This window comes from Actinokineospora auranticolor, from assembly GCF_041897805.1.
In the GTDB taxonomy this organism is placed as follows: domain Bacteria; phylum Actinomycetota; class Actinomycetes; order Mycobacteriales; family Pseudonocardiaceae; genus Actinokineospora; species Actinokineospora auranticolor.
In genome coordinates this window covers 7,967,885-7,988,327 of sequence record NZ_CP154825.1, presented here as the reverse complement: position 1 = coordinate 7,988,327, position 20,443 = coordinate 7,967,885, and the positions used below count along the sequence as shown (strand labels likewise).

Sequence of the window (20,443 nt, the reverse complement as noted above, 5' to 3'; positions counted from 1 at the left end):
GGGTCAAGCGGACAGCGGCAGCGTGCTCAGCCCCCGGATCACCGAGGTGGGGCGCCAGCGGGGTGTGCTCGTCGTGCGCAGCCGGGGGAGCGCCTCGGCCAGCGCGGTCAGCGCGACCTCGCCCTCCAGCCGGGCCAGCGGCGCGCCGAGGCAGTAGTGGATCCCGCTGGAGAACGCGAGGTGGTCACCCGCGACCCGGCCGATGTCGAACTCGTCCGGCCGCTCGAAGACCGCCGGGTCCCGCCCCGCCGCGCCGACCAGCACGACCGTCAGCGTGTCCTGCGGGATCCGCACCCCGGCGAGCTCGACGTCCTCGTGCGGGAACCGGGCGGTCATCTGGACCGGTGACTCGTAGCGCAGCACTTCCTCGATGGCCTGCCCGGCCAGGGCGTGGTCGCCGCGCAGCCGGTCCCACTGGTCGGGGTGGCGGGCGAAGGACCACACCGCGTTGCCGATCAGGTTGGTGGTCGTCTCGAACCCGGCCACCAGCAGCAGCTCGCACGTGGTCGCCAGGTCCAGCTCGGTCACCGACCCCGCGGCGACCAGGGCGCTGATGACGTCGTCGCCGGGTTCGGACCGGCGCAGCGCGATCAGCCGGGTGAACAGCGCGCGCAGTTCCCGGTTGGCCGTGCGCAGCGCGCGGGCGTGGTCGACCGACTTGATCCCGTCCAGCGACGCGCCGAGCACCCGGCCGTACCGGGCGAAGGTGTCGGCGTCGACGTCGGGGATCCCCAGCAGCTCGCTGATCACCGTGATCGGCAGCGGCGCGGCGAAGTCGGCCATGAGGTCGAAGTCGCCCTTGGCCAAGGCCCGCGCCAGCAGCCGCTCGGTCGCCCGGACGACGCCCGCGCGGTAGCCGCTGATCTTGGACGGGCTGAACGCCGGGCGGGCCAGGGCGCGCAGCCGGGTGTGCTCCGGCGGGTCGAGTTCGAGGAAGGACGGCGCCGTCTCGATCTCCCCCGGGAGCGGCGACGCGGCGAACGGCGGCGGTTGGCTGCCGTCGGCGGTGCGGACGCCGAATGTCCTGTCGCGCAAGACTTTCGAACACAACTCGTGTGTCGCGATGGCGGTCATGCCGACGCGGCTGCGGTGCACACCGCCACTCGCGCGGATCGCGGCGTAGACCCCGTACCGCTCGTCGCGCCACGGCGCGGACACCACGCGGGCCAGCAGGTCCCCGCGCCACGCCAGAACCCGGAGGCCCGCGCGCTCGACCGCCAGTCGCGTGCCCAACTTCAGTTCGGCTCTCATCCCCGTGCCCCGATCCCGCCGAGCAGGGTGTCGTGGGCCAGTGCGGGAGCGTCCAGCGGTGCCAGCCTGCCCTCCGCCACGCCCTCCCAGGCCGTGTAGGCGACGGCGTAGAGCGAGGACACCGCCCACCACGGCGCGACCCCGGCGCGCAGCAGCCCGGCCGCTGCGGCGCGGGTCATGAGGTCGGTCAGCGGCTCGTCGACGCGCGCCCAGCGGGCCATCAGCTCCGGTTCGGCGTCCAACGACGGCTGGCGCAGCAGGAACTCCAGCCGCGGCCCCAGCGGCACCAGCGCGTCCACCAGCGCCCGCAGCGCCGCCGCCGGGTCGCGGCCATCCGGGACGGCGTCGGCGATGGCGCCCTCGATGATGTCCAGCGAGTCCTCGGCGACGGCGACCAGCAGGTGCTGGCGGGTCGGGTAGCGCTTGTGCAGCGTGGTCCGGCCGATGCCCGCCGCCGCGGCGACCTGTGCCAGGGCGGCCGCAGCGTCCCGGACCAGGACCTCGGCCGCGATGTCCAGCAGCGGTCGCGTGGCGAGCGCGACCGTACGGTTGCGAACACTCATGTTCACGACCGTACAGGAAAGTTCGGCTAGTGGATCAGATCACGCGCTTGCGGTAGGCCAGTCCCGCAGCCACCGCGCCCGCGACCGCCCCGGCACCGAGGACCGACGGGACGCCGATCTTGGCGGCCTTGCGGCCGGTGCGGAAGTCGCGGATCTCCCAGCCGCGCTTGCGGGCGACCTCCCGCAGGCCGCTGTCCGGGTTGACCGCGACCGCGGTGCCCGCCACCGACAGCATCGGCACGTCGTTGGACGAGTCGGAGTACGCGGTGCAGCGGCGCAGGTCCAACCCCTCGCGGGCGGCCAGCGAGCGCACCGCGTGCGCCTTGGCCGGGCCGTGCAGCATCTCGCCGACGAGCCTGCCGGTGAACACCCCGTCGGTGCTCTCCGCGACCGTCCCGAGCGCGCCGGTGAGCCCGAGGCGGCGGGCGATGATCGTGGCGAGCTCCACCGGGGTGGCGGTGACCAGCCACACCCGCTGGCCCGCGTCCAGGTGCATCTGCGCCAGCGCGCGGGTGCCGGGCCAGATCTTGTCGGCCATCAGCTCGTCGTAGATCTCCTCGCCCAGCGCGGTCAGCTCGGCCACCGTGTGACCGGCCACAAAGGACAGCGCCTGTTCCCGGCTGCTGCGGATGCCCTCGGCGGTCTCCTTGCCACCGACCCGGAACATCACCTGCTGCAGCGCGAACTTCACCAGGTCGGAGTTGGAGAAGAACTTGCGCGCGGCCAAGCCCCTGGCGAAGTGGAAGATCGACGCGCCCATCATGATGGTGTTGTCCACGTCGAAGAACGCCGCCGCGGTCAGGTCGACCGGTACCGGCGCGCTGGACCGTTCCATCGCGACGGAAGCCGCCTCGGCACTCGCCTCGCCCGCGAGCGCCGCGAGGCGTTCGAGTTCGGGGTTCTTGCCCCCTCGCCGCACGGACACCTCACGCCTCCCCGCTGGTCTTCCCCGTCAGGCCACCAGCGTAGCGATCCCCCGGCCGGTCGCGCCGGGACCTCAACCGATCTCGATCGAGCCGACCAGACCGGGCACCAGCGGCGGCACCGAGATGGTGGGCAGCGGAAGCGGCAACGGCACCGTCAGCCCAGGGGCCTTGGTGCCGGTGCCGGGAGCCGTCGTGGTGGGCCCGCCGAGGATCGGGGGGAGTTGGATCAGGGGTGGTGGCGAGGTCGAGGTCACCGGCGGGGTCGCGGGCCGGGTGCTGCGCACGTCGGGTGGCGGCGTGCCGGTGGTCGGCGGTGCCTCGGTGGGCGCCGTGGTCGTCGGCTGACCCGGTGCCGGTCGCCCGCCCGCGTCCGAGCCGGTGGTCGGGGGCGCGATGCGGGGCGCGTCGGGGCGCACGTCGCAGGTCGCGGTGGCGGGCATCGCGCCGATCTCGTCGAGGTCGCCGGAGACGACCTGGTAGCAGGGCAGCCGGGTGATCAGCTTGCCCGCCCGGTCCTCGATCCGGTCGAGCAGCGCCAGCGAGGCGGTCAGCCGGTTGTCGGCGGCCCCGGGCAGCCGGGGGCGCAGCGCGGCCAGCCGGGCGCCCTGCTGGTCGGCCCAGGCGCGCAGCGGCTCGAGCTGGGCGCCGTCGCCCGCCGTCGCGATGCCGGTGAGGGCGCGCGCACCGGCGGTGGCGTCGCTGTCGAAGTCGCCCAGCGCGGCCAGGTAGCCCTCGGACGGCGCGGACCGCGGGTCGGTGCTGCGCAGCGCCAGGGTCTCGATCTCGCTGACCCGCGCGGCGGCGAACTCCAGGTGCTTGAACGCCTTGTCCTCGGCGCCGAAGGTCAACCCGAGCGAGGCGGCCTCGCCGGTGCGCTTGATGCCGTAGAGGGCGTCACCGGGCAGCGCGTCGCGGGCCAGCAGCAGGCTCGTGCCCGCCAGCGCGAACACCAGCGCCAGCGCGGCCGTGGCCGCCACCGCGAACCGGCTGCGCACACCCGAACCCGCGCGCGCGGCCCCAGGCCGCGTGGATTCGGCCGAACCGCCGCGCCTGCCGCGCGGCGCGCGGCCCGCGTTCCGGGGCGGGCGGGTCGGTTGCGCGGTGGGCTGCGAGTCGGCTTGTGCGCGGGCGGGCCGCGGGCGGGGTGCGGGCGCGGGGCGGGTCAGCGGGGATTCGAGTCCCGGCGCGGTTTCCGCCGCCGCGGTGTCCAGCGCGGGTTCCGCGGCCAGTCCGGCCAGCACCTTGGCGCGCATGCGGTCGCGGGAGCCGTCGTCGGGGGCGGTGCAGGAGCCCAGGCCCGCGAGGAGTTCGAGGATCGCGCGGTCGTCTTCGGTGAAATCGGGCCCCAGGTCGTCGAGCGCGTCCATGTCCCCGGCCTCGTCGAGCAGTCCGGGGTGCGACCGGCCCGCGCGGGGTCTCTCCGCGCGTTCGCCGTGGGGTCCGGACGACCCCGATCCGCTGTCCACCATCCCGCTCCGACTCCTGTGGGTCTCGCTGTGGATGAAACGACTCCACCTGTCCCCGGGTTACGGCCCGACCGCGTGGCACATATCGATGCACCCCATCGGGTCAACGCAGCTCGGTGGGCAGAAGTTGCGCCAGCCTGCGCACGGCCCGGTGTTGCAGTGCCTTCACCGCGCCCTCGTTCCGGTTCATGATCGCCGCCGTTTCCGCGACGGACAACCCCTGCAGGAACCGCAGCACGATGCATTCCCGCTGGTCGTCTCCGAGTTGGTCGACGCAGCCGAGCAGCGCTTCCCGGGTCGCCTTGGTCATGACCTGCTGTTCCGGACCGGCTTCGACCCGTTCCGAGTCGCGGATTTCCCCGGTGGTGACCTCGAGTCGGAATCTCGACGACTTCACGTGGTCGAGCACGAGGTTGCGCGCGATTGTGACGAACCACGCGCCAACGTCACGGCCTTGGTAAGTGACTGACGTAATGCGGCGTAAGGCACGTAAAAATGTTTCGCTGGTGACGTCCTCGGCCAGTTCCCGGTCGCCGACGCGGAAGAGCACGTACCGGAACACGATGTCGACGTAGCGGTCGTAGAGCTTGCCGAAGGCGACCGTGTCGCCTTCCTGGGCGGCGCGCACCAGTCCCCACGACTCGCTGTGGGCGGCGTCCGGTTCCTCGCCCCCCGGCGTGGCCCCGTCACCTGCGGAACGGGTGCCTGCAGCGCCCTGTCGCGCAGCGTCGGATCGCGTCTGGCGGGTCATCGGGCAGCCGCACACTCCCTCGTTGCCGGCGGTCGCCCCACCGCCGTGCAATTCCTCAGCAGCTTACGTGTGGTTACTTTTAGGTAGGTAACGGCCGGTGGTCCAGGATCGAAGCGAAGTGGTCAGTTAACCGTGTGATCGGTGATCCATGCCACACTGCTGGCCTGGACGCGCGCGGGTGTGTCGCGGTTGCGCGCCGTGGCGGGTTCGTTGCGGAAACCGGACAAGTGCGTGCTCCAGGGCTATCCGTGGCCGGGGTGCGTCGATTGGGGAGGTCATGGCGATGGCGGGTTCGGCCGGTGCCGGGGCAGTCGACCGGGGTGCCGCGCCCGCGGTGCCCGGCGGCAACCTCGCCGATCTGGTGGTCGGCGCGAGCGAGACCGCGCCTGCCCGTCCCGGCCTGGTCGACGCCGCCGGTTCGGGTTCGCTCACCTGGCGGCGCGTGGCCGCCGCGGTGGACCGCTACGCGGGCGTGCTGACCGGGCTGGGGGTGGCGCGGGGAGACCGGGTCGCGGTGGTGCTGTCCAACAGCCTCCAGTCTTGTGTCGCGTTGTTCGCCGTGCTGCGGGCGGGTGCGATCACCGTGCCGGTCGGGACCGACGCCGCGCCGCAGGAGGTCGAACGGGTACTTGACCACAGTGGTGTGTGTTTCGCTCTCGGGCTATCCAGAGTTACCGCGAATCCCCCTAAGAAGATCATCTCGTTGCCGGATCCGGACCTGGGGGTCGATTCCGACGATGACGGGGTGCCCCGGGTCCCCGCGGTCGGCGGCGGCGAGGACACGGCGCTGATCTGCTACACCTCGGGCACCTCGGGGTCCCCGCGCGGCGTGCTGCTGTCGCACCGGGCGCTGCTGGCCAACGCCGCGCAGTGCGCCGCGCTGCGACCTGCCCCGGTCACCGCTACCGACCGGGTGCTGCTCGCGGTCCCGCTCTCCCACGCCTACGGGCTCTCCGCGCTGTGGCAGGTCGCCGCCGCGGGCGCGACCGGCGTGCTGCTGCCGCGCTTCGGCGTCGACCGCGCGCTCGACGCCTGCCGCGACCACCGGCTCACCACCGTGATCGGCGTCCCCGCGATGTACCAGGCGCTGGTCACCGCGGGCCGCGACCGGCTCGGCGCGGCCCTGGCCACCGCCCGGCTGCTCACCTCCGGCGCCGCCCCGCTGGACCCGCGCACGCTGGCGGCGGTCCGCGCGGCGACCGGCCTGGCCATCCACGAGGGCTACGGCCTCACCGAGACCGGCCCGGTGCTCACCTCCACCCTGGTCGGCGGTGTGGCCAAGCCCGGCGCCGTCGGCCGGGCCATCCCCGGCGTCGAGCTGCGCCTGGTCGACGCCGACGGTCGTCCGGTGGCCACCGCGGACGACCCCGACGACCCCGACGGGTCGGACGAGTCGGTGGTCGGGGAGTTCACCGACGACTCCGAGACCGGCCTGGTCGCCGCGCGCGGGGCCAACCTGTTCAGCGGCTACTGGCCCGACGGCCGCGGCGGCCCCGACGCCGACGGCTGGTTCCGCACCGGCGACGTCGGCTACTTCGACGCCGACGGCGACCTCCGGCTGGTCGACCGCGCCCACGACCTGATCATCGTCAACGGCTTCAACGTCTACCCGCGCGAGGTCGAGCAGGTGGTCGCGGAACTGCCCGGGGTGGCCGAGGTCGCCGCGGTCGGCGTGCCGGACGAGCGCACCGGCGAGCGGGTCAAGGTCGTCGTCGTGGCGCGCGAGGGCGCCGAGCTGACCGAGCAGGCGCTGCTGGCGCACTGCGCGGCGCACCTGGCCCGGTTCAAGGTGCCGGGCGTGGTGGAGTTCGCCGCGGCCCTGCCGCACACGGTCACCGGCAAGCTCCGGCGCGCGGGGCTGCGCGGTAGCGTCACGACGTGACCAGGGTGACCGTTGTGACCAGGCAGGGCTGCCACGCCTGCGAGGTGGCCGAGGCCGACGTGGCGCGGATCTGCGGCGACCTCGGGCTGGCGTGGGGCACCGAGGACGTCGACGCCGACCCGGAGCTGCGCGCGGAGTACGGCGACCGGGTCCCGGTGATCCTGGTCGACGGCGCGGAGCACGGCTACTGGCGGGTCGAGGAAGACCGCCTGCGCGCCGCGCTGGGCTGACCCCGATCGGGGTCCCCCGCATTCCCGGGGCACTCCACGGCCGCTTCCGCTACGAACGGACGGTGTGGACACCCTCGCGGAACCCGACACCACCCCCGCGCCCACCAGGCTGGACCGCCGCGTCGCCGCGCTGATCGGGGTGCTGGCCGTCGCCGCCGCCCTGGCCGCCGGTCACCTGGTCGCCGGTGTGGTGGGCCCCAACGCCTCGCCGTTCCTCGCGGTCGGCAACAGCGCCATCGACCTGACACCGTCCTGGCTCAAGGACTTCGCCGTCCGCACCTTCGGCAGCCACGACAAGCAGGTGCTGCTCGGCGGTATGGCGCTCACCCTGCTGCTCGTCGCCATCGCGGCGGGGCTGCTCTCCCGCGCGTCGCCGCGCCCCGGCCAGGCCGTCGCGGCCGTGTTCGGCGTCCTCGGCATCGCCGCGGTCGCGAACCGACCCGACCTCGACACCGTCGCCGTGCTCGCCCCGCTGGCCTCGCTGGTGGCGGGTGTGCTGGTCTTCGCCTGGCTGCACCGCGCCGCCGCGCACCGGCTGTCCACTTCGGACGGATCGGACGCGGGCGCCGGGCGGCGGGAGTTCCTGCGCACCTCCTCCGGCGTGGTCGCGGGCGTCGCGATCACCGGCGGGCTCGGCCAGTTCCTCGCGGGGCGCGTGGACGTGGAGGGCTCCCGCGCCTCCGTCGGCCCGCTGCGCCCCGCCACGCCCGCGCCCGCGATCCCGGCGAGCGCCGACTTCTCCGCGCTCGGCACCCCGGGCTTCCTGACCGAGAACAGCCAGTTCTACCGGGTCGACACCGCGATCGTGGTGCCCCGGGTGCGCGCCGAGACCTGGACCCTGCGCCTGCACGGCATGGTCGGCCGCGAGCTGTCGTTCAGCTACGCGGACATCCGCAACCGCCCGCTGGTCGAGCGGACCATCACCATGACCTGCGTGTCCAACGAGGTCGGCGGCCCGTACATCTCCACCGCCAACTTCACCGGCGTGCCCCTGCGCGACCTGGTCATGGCCGCCAACCCCGACCCGAAGGCCGACCAGCTCTACTCGACCAGCGTCGACGGCTGGACCACCGGCACCCCGCTGGAGGCGATCCTGGACCCCGAGCGCGGGGCACTGCTGGCCATCGGCATGAACGGCGAACCGCTGCCGGTCGAGCACGGTTTCCCCGCGCGGCTGGTCGTCCCCGGTCTCTACGGTTACGTCTCCGCCACCAAATGGGTCACCGACCTGGAAGTGACCACATTCGGCAGCAAGGAGTTCTACTGGCAGGAACGCGGCTGGGCGGACAAGGCGCCGATCAAAACCCAGTCCCGGATCGATGTCCCCGGCGGATTCGCCAAGGTGCCCGCCGGTGAGGTGGTCATCGCCGGGATCGCGTGGGCGCAGCACGTCGGAATCGACCGCGTCGAGGTCCGGGTGGACGGCGGTCCGTGGCAGGACGCCGAATTGGCGACCGAGGTGAACAAGCAGACCTGGCGGCAGTGGAAGACCGCGTTCACGCTCCAGGCGGGAAGCCACCGCGCGGAAGTGCGCGCGACGGACCGTGACGGTCACACCCAAACGGATGTCCGGGTGCCACCCATTCCGGACGGCGCCACCGGCTGGCACTCCGCGCTGTTCACTGTGGAGTAAGCGCTTCCGCGGCCGGAACTATCACTCGAAAGGGCACATTTTCCTTGCTCAGGTGGCAAACCGTTCCCGCAGCCGGCATCGAATCATGTCGGAAGTCCACCCGAGAAACGGAGCTGATCCTGGTGAGCAAGAGCGCGCGCAAAACCGTCGCGATCGCGATGGCGGCCGCCACCGCCCTGACCATGACCGCCTGCAGTAGCAACGACACCAGCAGCCCGGCCGCGAGCACCACCACGACCACCACGACCGACAGCGGGATGTCCGCCGCCGGTGAGGCGAACACCGGCGTCACCACCGCGACCGACGTCTTCGGCCCCAACTGCAAGGACCTGCCGCAGGGTTCCGACGCGGGCAGCCTCATGTCGATGGGGCCGCAGCCGGTCGCCACCGCCGCGAGCACCAACCCGCTGCTGACCAAGCTGGTCGCGGCGGTCAAGGCGATCCCCGGCCTGGTCGACACGCTGAACACCACCGACAACCTGACCGTGTTCGCCCCGGCCGACTCGGCCTTCGACGCGCTCGGCGACGTCAAGTTCGGCGAGCTGGCCCAGGACCCGGCCAAGCTCGGCCCGATCCTGCAGTACCACGTGGTGCCCAAGCGCTACGACCGCGACGGCCTCATCGCCGCGGGCTCGGTGCAGCCGCTCAACGCCACCGGCGGCGAGCTCAAGATCGAGGGCACCGGCAACAACATCACCATCGGCGGCGCCAAGGTGCTCTGCGGGAACATCCCGACCAAGAACGCCACGGTCTTCGTCATCGACACCGTCCTCACGCCCCAGTCGTAGTCACGGGCGGGGTATGCGGAGCGGGCGGCCGGGCACCAGTGCCCGGCCGCCCGCCGCCGTTCCCGGGTGTCGCGTAACCGCTGACCGGAGGGCCGCCGGAGCGAGACCGGAGTCACCTCCGCGGGCCGGTTCAGGGCCCTGGCCACCGACTTTGTGCACACGTTCACAAGCGGTACCGTTAAGGAGACCCGGTGACGAATTCCCTCTGAGGAGCAGCGCGTGGCGGCACAGCGAGGCCAGCGGAACGGGGTCGGCGTCCCCCCGCCCGCCCCCACCGCCGCGGAGATCACCACCCCGATCCCCCGGGTCACCGAGGTCCCCGCCGCCCGCGAGCGGGCCCGCGCCATCCCCGAGGCCGCCGTCGCCCGCCTCGCCGTCTACCTGCGCGTGCTGTCCGGCCTGCAGGAGCAGGGCACGGGCTCGGTCTCCAGCGAGGAACTCGCCGTCGCGGCGGGCGTCAACTCCGCCAAGCTGCGCAAAGACCTCTCCTACATCGGGTCCTACGGCACCCGGGGGGTCGGCTACGAGGTGGCCGTCCTGATCGAGGAGATCGAGCGGATCCTCGGTCTTACCAGAAAGCACAGCGTAGCCGTCGTCGGGATCGGTAACCTGGGACACGCCCTGGCCAACTATGGGGGGTTCCCAGGACGAGGGTTTCCCGTGACTGCTCTTTTCGACGTTGATCCCGACCTCGTCGGGGTGCCGGTCGGTGGCCTGCCGGTCGAGCACATCGACGACATCCCGCGCGTGTGCGCCGAGCGCGAAGTCTCCATCGGCGTGATCGCCACACCGCCGCCCGCGGCCCAGGCCGTCTGCGACCGCCTGGTCTCCGCCGGTGTGCAGTGCATCCTCAACTTCGCCCCGGTCGTGCTCCAGGTGCCCGACCACGTCGAGGTCCGCAAGGTCGACCTCGCGGTGGAGCTGCAGGTCCTGTCCTTCCACGTGGCCCGCCGCGCGGACTCCGCCGCCGAGGCGGCAGCGGCCGCGGTCAACGGCGCCCGGCCCCGCGTGAACGGGGTGGTGGTCTCGTGAGCGTCATCGCCGTGGGCATGTCCCACCGCAGCGCCGACGTGCGCCTGCTGGAGCGCGTCACGGTCGCCGCGGCGGACGTGCCGAAGGTGCTCGGCGAGCTGCTGGCCTGCCCGAACGTGGCCGAGGCGGTGCTGGTCTCGACCTGCAACCGGGTCGAGGTCTACGCCGTCGTCGAGGCCTTCCACGCCGGGCTCGCCGACATCGCGGGCGTGCTCTCGCGGCACTCCGGCGCCGACACCGCGCTGCTCTACGACCACCTGTACGTGCACTACGCCGCTGCCGCGGTGCAGCACCTGTTCTCGGTGGCCGCCGGGCTGGACTCGATGGTCGTCGGCGAGTCGCAGATCCTCGGGCAGGTCCGGCTGGCCTATGGCGCCGCCCGCGCGGCGGGCACCGTGGGCAGCACCCTGCACGAGCTGGTCCAGCAGGCGCTGCGGATCGGCAAGCGGGTGCACACCGACACCGGCCTCGACCAGGTCGGCGGCTCGGTGGTGTCCGAGGCGCTGGCCGACGCCGAGGCCGAACTCGGCGGGCTCGCCGGGCGCCGCGCGCTGATCGTCGGCGCGGGCTCCATGGGCGGGCTCTCCGCCGCCGCGCTGCGCCGCGCGGGCATCGGCGAGGTCGTCATCGCCAACCGCACCCCGGCCAACGGCGAACGGCTCGCCGTGTCCCTGCGCGAGCAGGGCGTACCGGCCACCGCCACCGGCCTGGGCGAGCTGCGCGCGCGCATCGCCGACGCGGACGTCGTGGTCTCGTGCACCGGCGCGGTCGGCGCGGTCATCACCGCCGACGCCGTGCCCCCGCGCGCGGACCGGCCGCTGGTCATCTGCGACCTGGGCCTGCCCCGCGACGTGGCCGACGGTGTCGGCGACGTCGACGGCGTGCGGGTGGTCGACCTGGCCAGCCTCCAGCGCAGGCTCACCGACGCGCCGAGCGGGACCGACACCCGCCGCGCGGGCGAGATCGTGGCCGAGGAGGTGCGCGGCTACCTCGCCGCGCAGCGCTCGGCCGAGGTCACCCCGACGGTCACCGCGCTGCGCAGGCGCGCGGCCGAGGTGGTCGACGCCGAGTTGCTGCGGCTGGACGGTCGGCTGCCCGACCTCGACGCCCCCGTGCGCGCGGAACTGGCGCGCACGGTCCGCCGGGTGGTCGACAAGCTCCTGCACACCCCGACGGTCCGGGTGAAGGAACTCGCCTCCGGACCGCAGGGCACCGGGTACGCCGAGGCGCTGCGCGAGCTGTTCCAGCTCGACCCGCACAAGCCCGCGTCGGTGTCCACCCCCGCCGACCCGGTGGGGCACCCCCCAGTCAAGTCCGTTGTGGACGGTGGTAGCTGATGGACCGGATCATCCGGATCGGGACCCGGGGCTCGGCCCTGGCCCTGACGCAGAGCGGCACGATCGCCGACGCGCTGACCCGCGCGGGCGTCCGGGTGGAGGTGGTCACGGTGTCCACCCCCGGCGACCGCTCCTCGGCGCCCATCGCCGAGATCGGGGTCGGCGTGTTCACCTCGGCGCTGCGCGACGCGCTCGCCGACGGCACGGTCGACGTGGCCGTGCACTCCTACAAGGACCTGCCCACCGCGCCCGACCCGCGGTTGTCGCTGGCCGCCGTGCCGCCGCGCGAGGACCCGCGCGACGCGCTGATCGCCCGGGACGGGCTCACCCTCGGTGAGCTGCCGCCCGGCGCGCGCATCGGCACCGGCTCGCCGCGGCGGGCCGCGCAGTTGCGCGCACTCGGGTTCGGCCACGAGATCGTGGCCATCCGGGGCAATGTGGACACCCGCATCGCCATGGTCACCAACGGCGAGTTGGACGCCGTGGTGCTGGCCCGCGCGGGACTGTCCCGACTCGGCAGACTCGCCGAGATCACCGAGACCCTCGACCCGATCCAGATGCTGCCCGCGCCGGCGCAGGGTGCCCTGGCGGTCGAGTGCCGCGTCGACGACGTCGACGTAGAGCACCTTCTCCAGTCCACTGTGGACGACGAAGCCACCCGTGCCGCGGTGGCCGCCGAGCGGGCCATGCTGGCCGCGCTCGAAGCGGGCTGCAGCGCGCCGGTTGGCGCACTGGCCGATGTCGTGGAGGACCTCGACGCCGACGACCGGGTGGTCTACCGCCTGTCGCTGCGCGGGGTAGCCGCGGCGTACGAGGCAGGCGACCCCACCGGGGCCGTCGACCTCATGCGCGCATCGGCCACCGGTGACCTGACCGCTGGAGAGCAGCTCGGCCGCGCGCTGGCCGCCGAGCTGCTGGAACTCGGGGCCGGGGTGCTCTCCGGTCCCGAGGCGTAGTTGATGGGAAGTGGCCTGACATGACCACCCGTGCACGAAAGTCCCCCGGACGCGTCGCCTTCGTGGGCTCCGGCCCCGGTGACGCGGGACTGCTCACCGTCCGCGCCAAGGAACTGCTCGACCGCGCGGAGCTCGTGGTGACCGACCCCGACGTCCCCTCCGGAGTCCTGGCGCTGGCGCGCCCGGGCGCCGAGGTGCGCCCGGCCGTCGGCGAACCGGCCGACGTGGCCAAGGACCTCGTCGCCGAGGCCAAGGCCGGACGCGTCGTGGTCCGCCTGGTCGCGGGCGACCCGCTGACCCACTCCGCGGTGGTGGCCGAGGCCCAGGCCGTGGCCCGCACCAGCGCGGTCTTCGACGTGGTGCCCGGGGTCTCCGCGGCCACCGCGGTCCCGGCCTACGCCGGTATCGCGCTGGGCTCCACGCACACCGAGGTCGACGTCCGCGGCGACATCGACTGGGCGGGCCTGGCCGCGGTGCCCGGCCCGATCGTGCTGCACGCCGGTGCCAGCCACCTGGCCGAGGCGGCGTCCTCGCTGGTCGAACACGGCCTCGCGGCGCAGACCCCGGTCGCGGTGACCGCCGACGGCACCAACACCAGCCAGCGCACCATCGAGACCACCCTGGCCTCGCTCGCCGCCGACGCGGGCGAGATGTCGGGCAGCCTCGTGGTCACCGTGGGCCAGGCCGTGGCGGCGCGGTCCAAGCTGTCGTGGTGGGAGTCGCGCGCGCTCTACGGGTGGCGCGTGCTCGTCCCGCGCACCAAGGACCAGGCCGGGGAGATGAGCGAGCGCCTGCACCTGCACGGCGCCATCCCCAGCGAGGTGCCGACCATCTCGGTCGAACCGCCGCGCAGCCCGGCGCAGATGGAGCGCTCGGTCAAGGGCCTGGTCGACGGCCGCTACCAGTGGGTCATCTTCACCTCCACCAACGCCGTGCGCGCGGTGTGGGAGAAGTTCGCCGAGTTCGGCCTCGACGCCCGCGCGTTCTCCGGCGTGAAGATCGCCTGCGTCGGCGAGGCGACCGCGGAGAAGGTGCGCTCGTTCGGCATCAACCCCGAGCTGGTGCCCTCCGGCGAGCAGTCCAGCGAGGGTCTGCTGGCCGATTTCCCGCCCTACGACGACATACTGGACCCGGTCGAGCGGGTGCTGCTGCCGCGGGCGGACATCGCCACCGAGACCCTGGCCGCCGGTCTGCGCGACCGCGGCTGGGAGATCGACGACGTGACCGCGTACCGCACGGTCCGCGCGGCGCCGCCGCCCGCCGAGACCCGCGAGATGATCAAGACCGGGGGCTTCGACGCGGTGTGCTTCACCTCGTCCTCCACCGTGCGCAACCTGGTGGGCATCGCGGGCAAGCCGCACGCGCGGACCCTGGTGGCCTGCATCGGCCCCAAGACCGCCGAGACGGCCCGCGAGTTCGGCCTGCGGGTCGACGTCCAGCCCGAACACGCGACCGTGCCCGCGCTGGTCGACGCCCTGGCCGAGCACGCGGCCAGGCTCCGCGCGGAAGGGGCGCTACCCCCGCCGCGCAAGACCAAGCGCGCGCGGCGCTAGAGCTACTCGCGGGCGGTGTGCCTCGGCACGCCGCCCGCGCTCGTTCTCCGTCCTGGAAGGGACCGCATAGATGTTCCCCAACCACCGGCCGCGCAGGCTCCGCCGCACCCCGGCGGTGCGGCGCCTGGTCTCCGAGACCGAGGTGCGCCCGCGGCAGCTGCTGCTGCCGATGTTCGTCAAGGAGGGCGCCACCGAGCCCCTGCCGATCGCGAGCATGCCCGGTGTCGTCCAGCACACCCGCGACACGCTGCGCAAGGCCGCCGTCGAGGCGGTCGCGGCCGGGGTGGGCGGGATCATGCTCTTCGGCGTGCCGCAGGTGCGCGACGCGACCGGCTCCGGCGGCATCGACCCGGACGGCGTGCTCAACACGTCCCTGCGCGACCTGCGCGCGGAACTCGGCGACGACACCGTGCTGATGTCGGACCTGTGCCTGGACGAGTTCACCGACCACGGCCACTGCGGCGTGCTCGACGACCACGGCGTGGTCGACAACGACGCCACGCTGGCCATCTACGCCGACATGGCGCTGGCCCAGGCCGACGCGGGCGCCCAATACCTCGGCCCGAGCGGCATGATGGACGGCCAGGTCGGCGTGATCCGCGAGGCGCTGGACGCGGCCGGGCACATCGACACCGGCATCCTCGCCTACTCGGTCAAGTACGCCTCCGCGTTCTTCGGCCCCTTCCGCGACGCCGTGGAGTCGCAGCTCGACGGCGACCGGACCGGCTACCAGCAGGACCCGGCCAACGTGCGCGAGGCGCTGCGGGAGGCGCACCTCGACCTGAACGAGGGCGCGGACATGGTCATGGTCAAGCCCGCCCTGGCCTACCTGGACGTGATCCGCGCGGTGCGGGAGGTCTCGGACGTGCCGGTCGCGGCGTACCAGGTCTCCGGCGAGTACGCGATGGTCGAGGCGGCGGCGGCCAACGGCTGGATCGACCGCAAGCGCGCGGTGCTGGAGTCGCTCACCTCGATCCGCCGCGCGGGCGCGGACGTCATCCTCAGCTACTGGGCCGTGGAGGCCGCGGGCTGGCTGCGGGACTGACCGGTATCTTCGCCGGCATGACGGTCCCGGAAGAACCCCCGGTCATGCCCACCGCCGACGAGGTGGCGGCGCGCGCCGACGCGCCGCGCGTGGTCCGGATCTCGTTCTGGGTCCTGGTCGCCGCCGGGGTCTCCGGGATCGTCGGCGCGGTGCTGTTCCTCGCGCTGCGCGCGGACTGGGCCCGGTTGCGGGTCGAGCGGGCGCCGGAGCTGCGGTTGTCCGACGTGCAGGCGAACGCGACCACGCTGTCCTGGTGGCTGGTCATCGGCACGGTCACCTTCCTCGGGTTCTTCGTGCTGCTGTCGACGCAGGCGCGGCGCGGGGTGCGCAAGGCGCGCACGCTGCTGCTCGTGGTCGGCGTGTTCGCCACGCTGTTCGAGTACTCGATCGGCCGCGTCACCGTGTACGGGCTGTTCAGCGCGCTGCTCACGGTGGTCGGCGTGGGTCTGCTGTTCTTCAAGTCGGCGCGGCCGTTCTACCCCCACGACGGTGAGCGGTGACCCAACCGGTCCTCTACTTCGAGCCGGGGTCGACCTGGTGGCCGGTGCTGTGGGGGCCGGTCTTCGGGGCGGCGGGCGCGGGCGTGGAGAGCCTCACCGGACCGGTGCACTGGTTCGCGTGGTGGCTGGTCGGGTACGCGTTCGCGGGCATGGCCGCGGTCTGGGTGGCCGCGCGCAGGCGGGTCCGGCGGGTGGTGCTGACCCCGGTGACCCTCCAGCAGGGCCGCGAGGTGCTGGAGATCCGGCGGATCGCGCGGGTCGCCGACGTGGGTGTCCCGGTCGGCGCTCGTCCGCTCGGCGGCGGGTGGGCCGTGCCGCGCAAGACGACCGAGATCCCGCTGGAGTTGGACGACGGCACGGTGGTGCTGGCCTGGGCGAGCGCGCCGGAGGAGTTCGCCGAACGCCTCGGGGGATTCGTTCACGAGGTGTGAACTGCGACAACGGCGTGCCGGTACTGCGTCGGTTGGCAGAGCCGAATACTTTTTGACCATGGCTACCAACGATCCCGGTCCCCAGGACGCCCCCCGCTACGAGCCGATGCCGGGTGTGCCGGAGCAGGAACGGCAGACCGCCCCCCGGCCGCGCGCCGTCAACACCTCGTCGGTGCTGTGGTTCGTCAACGCGGCGCTGTACCTGCTCGGCACCGTGCTGACCCTCACGATGGACCACACCTCGCTGCGCGAAGCCGCCCGCAAGAGCCTGGAAGCGGCCAAGGAGCCGGTCACCCCGGAGAAGATCAACCAGTTGGTCGACTTCACCCTGGTCATCAGCGGGGTGATCGCCGCGCTGATCATCGGGTTGACCGTGCTGTTCGTGCTCAAGGTGCGCTCGGGCAAGCAGTGGGGCCGCACGGCGCTGACCGTGCTGGGCGGGCTGCTGATCCTCTACAGCCTGTACTCCGTGTCCGGCGGCGGGGCGAACGTGATCATCGGCATCCTGCCGGTGCTGCTGGTCGGCGGCGGCATCTACCTGCTCTACACGCCGGACGCGAAGGCCTTCCTGGAGGCGGGCCGCCGCCGGTGACCCGGTTCCCGTAAGGGCCCGTTGTACTTGTGCAGAGGGGAAAACCGGCCGACTATGACGCCCGGGTGGACGTGGCGCTCACCTCGTAACAACTGACCGCGCCCGGGCTACATACCTCCCGTGACCGAGCCGAGCCCCACCGCCGAGAACCCGGCCGGATCGACCAGGCCCTTCGCGGTGACCGGCGCGTTAGGTGCCGCGCTGCTCGGCGCCGTCCTGGCGGCCGTGCTGCTGCTCTTGGCCGACCGCCAGCCGAGCTGGTACTTCGGCTGCGGCACCGGGATCTCGGCCGTCGGCGCGCTGCTGCTGGCCTGGCCGCTGCACGCGGGTCGGGGGTGGGCGCGGTGGGGGCTCATCGCCACGGCGCTGGTCGGTGCCCTCTGCGCACCCGCGGCGGCCAACGGGCTCACCGCGTCTGCCGCCCCGTACCTCGGGGGGCTGCTCATCGCCGTCTGGGTGCTGGTGGTGACGCTGCTGTCGCGGCTCGACGCGCGCACCTACTTCGCCGCGCTGCCCGATGCCGGGGCATGAGAAGCTGACCGGCGTGACGCTTGCGGATACCTCCGAGCCCACCCCACCCGGCCTCGGCTGGCCCGCGCGCGAGAGCGCGCTCAACCAGCCCCGCCGCGCGGTGATCGCGGCGGTGGAGCTGGTGGTCGCCGCCGCGCTGGTGTGGCTGGCGCTGTGGCTCTACGGCCGCGGCACGCCCGAGCTGAGCAAGATCGCCGAACGCCCCGACCTGGACTTCCGGCACTACGCGGGCAACTGGATCGGCGGCGCGGTGCTCGCCGGGACGCTCGCGCTCCTGCTGCTGCTCGACGCCGGACGGCAGCTCGCGCTGGCCGTGCGCACCCGCCGCCGCCGGGCGTGAGCGCGGGCACTCTCCCGGGTTTGCGAGACTGGGTGGGTGACACCTGAGGTGCAGGCACACGTGCGCGGCTCGGCCGCCCTGTTCGACCGCGCGAAGTCCGTCATCCCGGGCGGGGTCAACTCGCCGGTCCGGGCCTTCAACGCGGTCGGCGGCACGCCGCGGTTCATGGTCAACGGGCTCGGCGCCTACCTGTGGGACGCCGACGACAACCGCTACGTCGACCTGGTGTCGTCGTGGGGGCCGATGGTCCTGGGCCACGCCCACCCGGCCGTGGTGGAGGCGGTGCGCGCGGCGGCGGTCAACGGGCTGTCGTTCGGCACCCCGACCGCGGGCGAGGTCGACCTGGCCGAGGAGATCATCCGCCGGGTCGCGCCGGTGCGCCGGGTGCGGCTGGTCAACTCCGGCACCGAGGCGACGATGAGCGCCATCCGGCTGGCCCGCGGGTTCACCGGGCGCAAGCGGGTGGTGAAGTTCGCGGGCTGCTACCACGGCCACGTCGACGCGCTGCTCGCCGAGGCGGGCTCCGGCGTCGCGACGCTGGGCCTGCCGACGACCCCGGGGGTGACCGGGGCGCAGGCCGAGGACACGCTGGTGCTGCCGTACAACGACCTCGACGCGGTGCGCGCGGCCTTCGCCGAGCACGGCGACACGATCGCCGCGGTGATCACCGAGGCGGCGGCGGGCAACATGGGCGCGGTCGCCCCCGTCGAGGGGTTCAACCAGGGGCTGCGGGAGATCACCGAGGCGCACGGCGCCCTGCTGATCATGGACGAGGTGATGACCGGCTTCCGCGTCTCCGCGGGTGGTTGGTACGGCCTGGAGGGCGTCGAGGGCGACCTGTACACCTTCGGCAAGGTCATGTCCGGCGGGTTGCCCGCGGCCGCGTTCGGCGGTCGCGAGGACGTCATGGGGCACCTGGCCCCGGCCGGGCCGGTCTACCAGGCGGGCACCCTCTCGGGTAACCCGGTCGCCGTCGCGGCGGGCCTGGCGACGCTGCGGGCCGCCGACGCGGACGTCTACCGGGCGCTGGACGACAACGCCACCCGGCTCGGCGCGCTGCTGACGTCCGCGCTGTCGAAGGCGGGGGTCGCGCACCGCGTGCAGTTCGCGGGGAACCTGGTCAGCGTGTTCTTCACCGAGGACCCGGTGGTCGACTACGCGGGCGCCAAAGCCGCCCAGACCTGGCGGTTCCCGCCGTTCTTCCACGCGCTGCTCGACCAGGGCGTCTACGCCCCGCCGAGCGCGTTCGAGGCGTGGTTCGTCAGCGCGGCCCTGGACGACTCGGCGTTCGAGCAGATCGAGGCGGCCCTGCCCGCGGCGGCCGCCGCCGCGGCGGCCGCCGCCGCGGCGGCCGCGGAGGAGAAGGCGTGAGCACGACGATCGTCCACCTGCTGCGCCACGGCGAGGTGCACAACCCGACGGGGATCCTCTACGGCAGGCTGCCCGGGTTCCACCTGTCGGAGACGGGCAAGCGCCAGGCGCTGACCGTGGCCGAGTACCTGAGCGACCGCGACATCGTGCACGTGGTGGCGTCGCCCCTGCAGCGGGCCCAGGAGACGGCCACCCCGATCGCCGGGTCGCACCGGCTGGAACTGGCCACCGACGACCGGCTGATCGAGTCGGCGAACGTGTTCGAGGGGCAGAAGGTGTCGGTGGGCGACGGGGCGCTGCGGTCGCCGCGCAACTGGCCGCACCTGCGCGACCCGTTCACGCCGTCGTGGGGTGAGCCGTACCTGGAGATCGCCCACCGGATGCTGGGCGCCGCCCACCGCGCCCGCGAGGTGGCGGTCGGCCACGAGGCGGTGTGCGTGTCGCACCAGCTGCCGGTGTGGACGCTGCGCCGCTACCTGGAGGGCAAGCGCCTGTGGCACAACCCCAAGAACCGCCAGTGCTCCCTCGCCTCCCTCACCAGCCTCATCTTCGAAGACGAGCGGCTCGTGGGGTTGCGCTACGCGGAACCCGCGGGCACCAGCGACCCGAAGAACACCGGCGCATGAAGCGGCTCCTCGTCGCCGTGGCCGTCGTGGCGGTCGCGGTGTCGGGCTGCTCCTCCAGCAAGGGGGCGGTGGCCAGCGGCACGGAGTTCGTCTTCGTGTCGCCCGGCGGGCAGACGGACATCACGTACGCGGTCGCCGACCGCAAGCCGCTGCCGGAACTGTCCGGCCCGGACCTGATGGACGAGAACCGGAAACTGTCCCTATCGGACTACCGGGGCAAGGTCGTGGTGCTGAACGTGTGGGGCCAGTGGTGCGGCCCCTGCAGGCTCGAGGCGCCGGAGCTGCAGAAGATCCAGGACGGGTACGGGTCCAGGGGTGTTCAGGTGCTGGGCATCAACTTCCGGGACAACCAGCGTGACGTACCGCAGGACTTCGTGCGGGACCGGAAACTGACGTACCCGTCGATCTTCGACCCACCGGGCCGCTCGCTGCTGGCCCTGAAGGGCTACCCGCGATCGGTGGTGCCCGCGACGTTCGTGATGGACAAGGAAGGCCGCGTCGCCGCTGTCTTCCTGCGCGACCTCTTGGCCGACGACCTCAAACCGGTACTGGACCGCCTCACCGCCGAGTGACGCCGCGCCGGGAACGTGCGTTCGGGGAAGTGTCCGGTGTGACTCAGGCGATGCTGGGGACCTACCC

The 20,443-nt window shown here is 73.2% G+C and carries 22 protein-coding genes; 17 read left to right on the top strand and 5 right to left on the bottom strand.

All coding sequences use genetic code 11. The features are described from left to right. Positions 1-3: 3 nt before the first annotated feature. The 5 genes from V5P93_RS34975 to V5P93_RS34955 all read right to left on the bottom strand — a co-directional run bounded on the left by V5P93_RS34975 (position 4) and on the right by V5P93_RS34955 (position 4,957). Positions 4-1,251: a cytochrome P450 gene (locus V5P93_RS34975; protein WP_104477868.1), complete on the bottom strand. Its 1,248-nt coding sequence runs from the start codon at positions 1,249-1,251 to the stop codon at positions 4-6. Next, entirely contained in the window at positions 1,248-1,814 is a 567-nt protein-coding gene (locus V5P93_RS34970) for a TetR/AcrR family transcriptional regulator (RefSeq protein ID WP_104477869.1), read from the bottom strand. The genes V5P93_RS34975 and V5P93_RS34970 overlap by 4 nt, the downstream gene beginning before the upstream one ends. 34 nt (positions 1,815-1,848) lie before the next feature. Then, positions 1,849-2,649 (bottom strand): HAD family hydrolase, encoded by an 801-nt coding sequence (locus V5P93_RS34965; RefSeq protein ID WP_374066613.1) that lies wholly within the window; start codon positions 2,647-2,649, stop codon positions 1,849-1,851. Between the two features lie 162 nt (positions 2,650-2,811). Next, a complete protein-coding gene (locus V5P93_RS34960) occupies positions 2,812-4,209 on the bottom strand; it encodes a DUF5667 domain-containing protein (RefSeq protein ID WP_104477870.1) in 1,398 nt (465 codons plus the stop codon). 100 nt (positions 4,210-4,309) lie between these two features. Further along, positions 4,310-4,957, bottom strand: a complete 648-nt coding sequence (locus V5P93_RS34955) for a sigma-70 family RNA polymerase sigma factor (protein WP_104477871.1) — start codon at positions 4,955-4,957, stop codon at positions 4,310-4,312. 277 nt (positions 4,958-5,234) lie between these two features. On the opposite strand from V5P93_RS34955, the gene V5P93_RS34950 reads away from it, so the two are divergent. The 17 genes from V5P93_RS34950 to V5P93_RS34870 all read left to right on the top strand — a co-directional run bounded on the left by V5P93_RS34950 (position 5,235) and on the right by V5P93_RS34870 (position 20,376). After that, a complete protein-coding gene (locus V5P93_RS34950; protein WP_374065124.1) occupies positions 5,235-6,839 on the top strand; it encodes an AMP-binding protein in 1,605 nt (534 codons plus the stop codon). Beyond that, positions 6,836-7,069 carry a glutaredoxin family protein gene (locus V5P93_RS34945; RefSeq protein WP_104477872.1) on the top strand — a complete coding sequence of 78 codons (234 nt, stop codon included), beginning with the start codon at positions 6,836-6,838 and terminating at the stop codon, positions 7,067-7,069. The genes V5P93_RS34950 and V5P93_RS34945 overlap by 4 nt, the downstream gene beginning before the upstream one ends. Positions 7,070-7,133: 64 nt before the next feature. Further along, on the top strand, positions 7,134-8,702 hold the full coding sequence (locus V5P93_RS34940; RefSeq protein WP_245931137.1) for a molybdopterin-dependent oxidoreductase: 1,569 nt from the start codon (positions 7,134-7,136) through the stop codon (positions 8,700-8,702). Positions 8,703-8,815: 113 nt separating this feature from the next. Continuing rightward, the gene (locus V5P93_RS34935) at positions 8,816-9,490 is read left to right on the top strand and encodes a fasciclin domain-containing protein (RefSeq protein WP_374066611.1); all 675 of its coding nucleotides are present in this window, start codon (positions 8,816-8,818) and stop codon (positions 9,488-9,490) included. A 219-nt stretch (positions 9,491-9,709) separates the two neighbouring features. Continuing rightward, positions 9,710-10,522: a redox-sensing transcriptional repressor Rex gene (locus V5P93_RS34930; protein ID WP_104477873.1), complete on the top strand. Its 813-nt coding sequence runs from the start codon at positions 9,710-9,712 to the stop codon at positions 10,520-10,522. Beyond that, positions 10,519-11,859: a glutamyl-tRNA reductase gene (locus tag V5P93_RS34925; protein WP_104477874.1), complete on the top strand. Its 1,341-nt coding sequence runs from the start codon at positions 10,519-10,521 to the stop codon at positions 11,857-11,859. The genes V5P93_RS34930 and V5P93_RS34925 overlap by 4 nt, the downstream gene beginning before the upstream one ends. Continuing rightward, the gene (gene hemC, locus V5P93_RS34920) at positions 11,859-12,815 is read left to right on the top strand and encodes a hydroxymethylbilane synthase (RefSeq protein WP_104477875.1); all 957 of its coding nucleotides are present in this window, start codon (positions 11,859-11,861) and stop codon (positions 12,813-12,815) included. The genes V5P93_RS34925 and hemC overlap by 1 nt, the downstream gene beginning before the upstream one ends. Before the next feature lie 20 nt (positions 12,816-12,835). Further along, entirely contained in the window at positions 12,836-14,368 is a 1,533-nt protein-coding gene (locus tag V5P93_RS34915) for a bifunctional uroporphyrinogen-III C-methyltransferase/uroporphyrinogen-III synthase (RefSeq protein ID WP_104477876.1), read from the top strand. Between the two features lie 70 nt (positions 14,369-14,438). Beyond that, the gene (hemB, locus tag V5P93_RS34910; protein ID WP_104477877.1) at positions 14,439-15,413 is read left to right on the top strand and encodes a porphobilinogen synthase; all 975 of its coding nucleotides are present in this window, start codon (positions 14,439-14,441) and stop codon (positions 15,411-15,413) included. A gap of 17 nt (positions 15,414-15,430) precedes the next feature. Continuing rightward, positions 15,431-15,913 carry a hypothetical protein gene (locus tag V5P93_RS34905; protein ID WP_104477878.1) on the top strand — a complete coding sequence of 161 codons (483 nt, stop codon included), beginning with the start codon at positions 15,431-15,433 and terminating at the stop codon, positions 15,911-15,913. Then, positions 15,910-16,344: a hypothetical protein gene (locus tag V5P93_RS34900; protein WP_104477879.1), complete on the top strand. Its 435-nt coding sequence runs from the start codon at positions 15,910-15,912 to the stop codon at positions 16,342-16,344. Before V5P93_RS34905 ends, V5P93_RS34900 begins: the two co-directional genes overlap by 4 nt. Positions 16,345-16,402: 58 nt before the next feature. After that, the gene (locus tag V5P93_RS34895; protein ID WP_146107947.1) at positions 16,403-16,936 is read left to right on the top strand and encodes a hypothetical protein; all 534 of its coding nucleotides are present in this window, start codon (positions 16,403-16,405) and stop codon (positions 16,934-16,936) included. A 120-nt stretch (positions 16,937-17,056) separates the two neighbouring features. Further along, entirely contained in the window at positions 17,057-17,467 is a 411-nt protein-coding gene (locus V5P93_RS34890) for a hypothetical protein (protein WP_104477881.1), read from the top strand. 13 nt (positions 17,468-17,480) lie between these two features. Beyond that, positions 17,481-17,807 carry a hypothetical protein gene (locus V5P93_RS34885; protein WP_146107948.1) on the top strand — a complete coding sequence of 109 codons (327 nt, stop codon included), beginning with the start codon at positions 17,481-17,483 and terminating at the stop codon, positions 17,805-17,807. A gap of 36 nt (positions 17,808-17,843) precedes the next feature. Further along, positions 17,844-19,178 carry a glutamate-1-semialdehyde 2,1-aminomutase gene (gene hemL / locus V5P93_RS34880; protein ID WP_245931138.1) on the top strand — a complete coding sequence of 445 codons (1,335 nt, stop codon included), beginning with the start codon at positions 17,844-17,846 and terminating at the stop codon, positions 19,176-19,178. Continuing rightward, positions 19,175-19,804, top strand: a complete 630-nt coding sequence (locus V5P93_RS34875; protein WP_104477884.1) for a histidine phosphatase family protein — start codon at positions 19,175-19,177, stop codon at positions 19,802-19,804. Before hemL ends, V5P93_RS34875 begins: the two co-directional genes overlap by 4 nt. Next, positions 19,801-20,376 carry a TlpA disulfide reductase family protein gene (locus V5P93_RS34870; protein WP_104477885.1) on the top strand — a complete coding sequence of 192 codons (576 nt, stop codon included), beginning with the start codon at positions 19,801-19,803 and terminating at the stop codon, positions 20,374-20,376. The genes V5P93_RS34875 and V5P93_RS34870 overlap by 4 nt, the downstream gene beginning before the upstream one ends. Positions 20,377-20,443 lie beyond the last annotated feature (67 nt).

Coding starts and splice junctions, on each gene's coding strand:
- V5P93_RS34870 (WP_104477885.1), top strand. CDS start 19,801: ATGAAGCGGCTCCTCGTCGCCGTGGCCGTCGTGGCGGTCGCGGTGTCG.
- V5P93_RS34970 (WP_104477869.1), bottom strand. CDS start 1,814: ATGAGTGTTCGCAACCGTACGGTCGCGCTCGCCACGCGACCGCTGCTG.
- V5P93_RS34905 (WP_104477878.1), top strand. CDS start 15,431: ATGACGGTCCCGGAAGAACCCCCGGTCATGCCCACCGCCGACGAGGTG.
- hemC (WP_104477875.1), top strand. CDS start 11,859: ATGGACCGGATCATCCGGATCGGGACCCGGGGCTCGGCCCTGGCCCTG.
- hemB (WP_104477877.1), top strand. CDS start 14,439: ATGTTCCCCAACCACCGGCCGCGCAGGCTCCGCCGCACCCCGGCGGTG.
- V5P93_RS34950 (WP_374065124.1), top strand. CDS start 5,235: ATGGCGATGGCGGGTTCGGCCGGTGCCGGGGCAGTCGACCGGGGTGCC.
- V5P93_RS34915 (WP_104477876.1), top strand. CDS start 12,836: ATGACCACCCGTGCACGAAAGTCCCCCGGACGCGTCGCCTTCGTGGGC.
- V5P93_RS34955 (WP_104477871.1), bottom strand. CDS start 4,957: ATGACCCGCCAGACGCGATCCGACGCTGCGCGACAGGGCGCTGCAGGC.
- V5P93_RS34895 (WP_146107947.1), top strand. CDS start 16,403: ATGGCTACCAACGATCCCGGTCCCCAGGACGCCCCCCGCTACGAGCCG.
- V5P93_RS34975 (WP_104477868.1), bottom strand. CDS start 1,251: ATGAGAGCCGAACTGAAGTTGGGCACGCGACTGGCGGTCGAGCGCGCG.
- V5P93_RS34965 (WP_374066613.1), bottom strand. CDS start 2,649: ATGGAACGGTCCAGCGCGCCGGTACCGGTCGACCTGACCGCGGCGGCG.
- V5P93_RS34960 (WP_104477870.1), bottom strand. CDS start 4,209: ATGGTGGACAGCGGATCGGGGTCGTCCGGACCCCACGGCGAACGCGCG.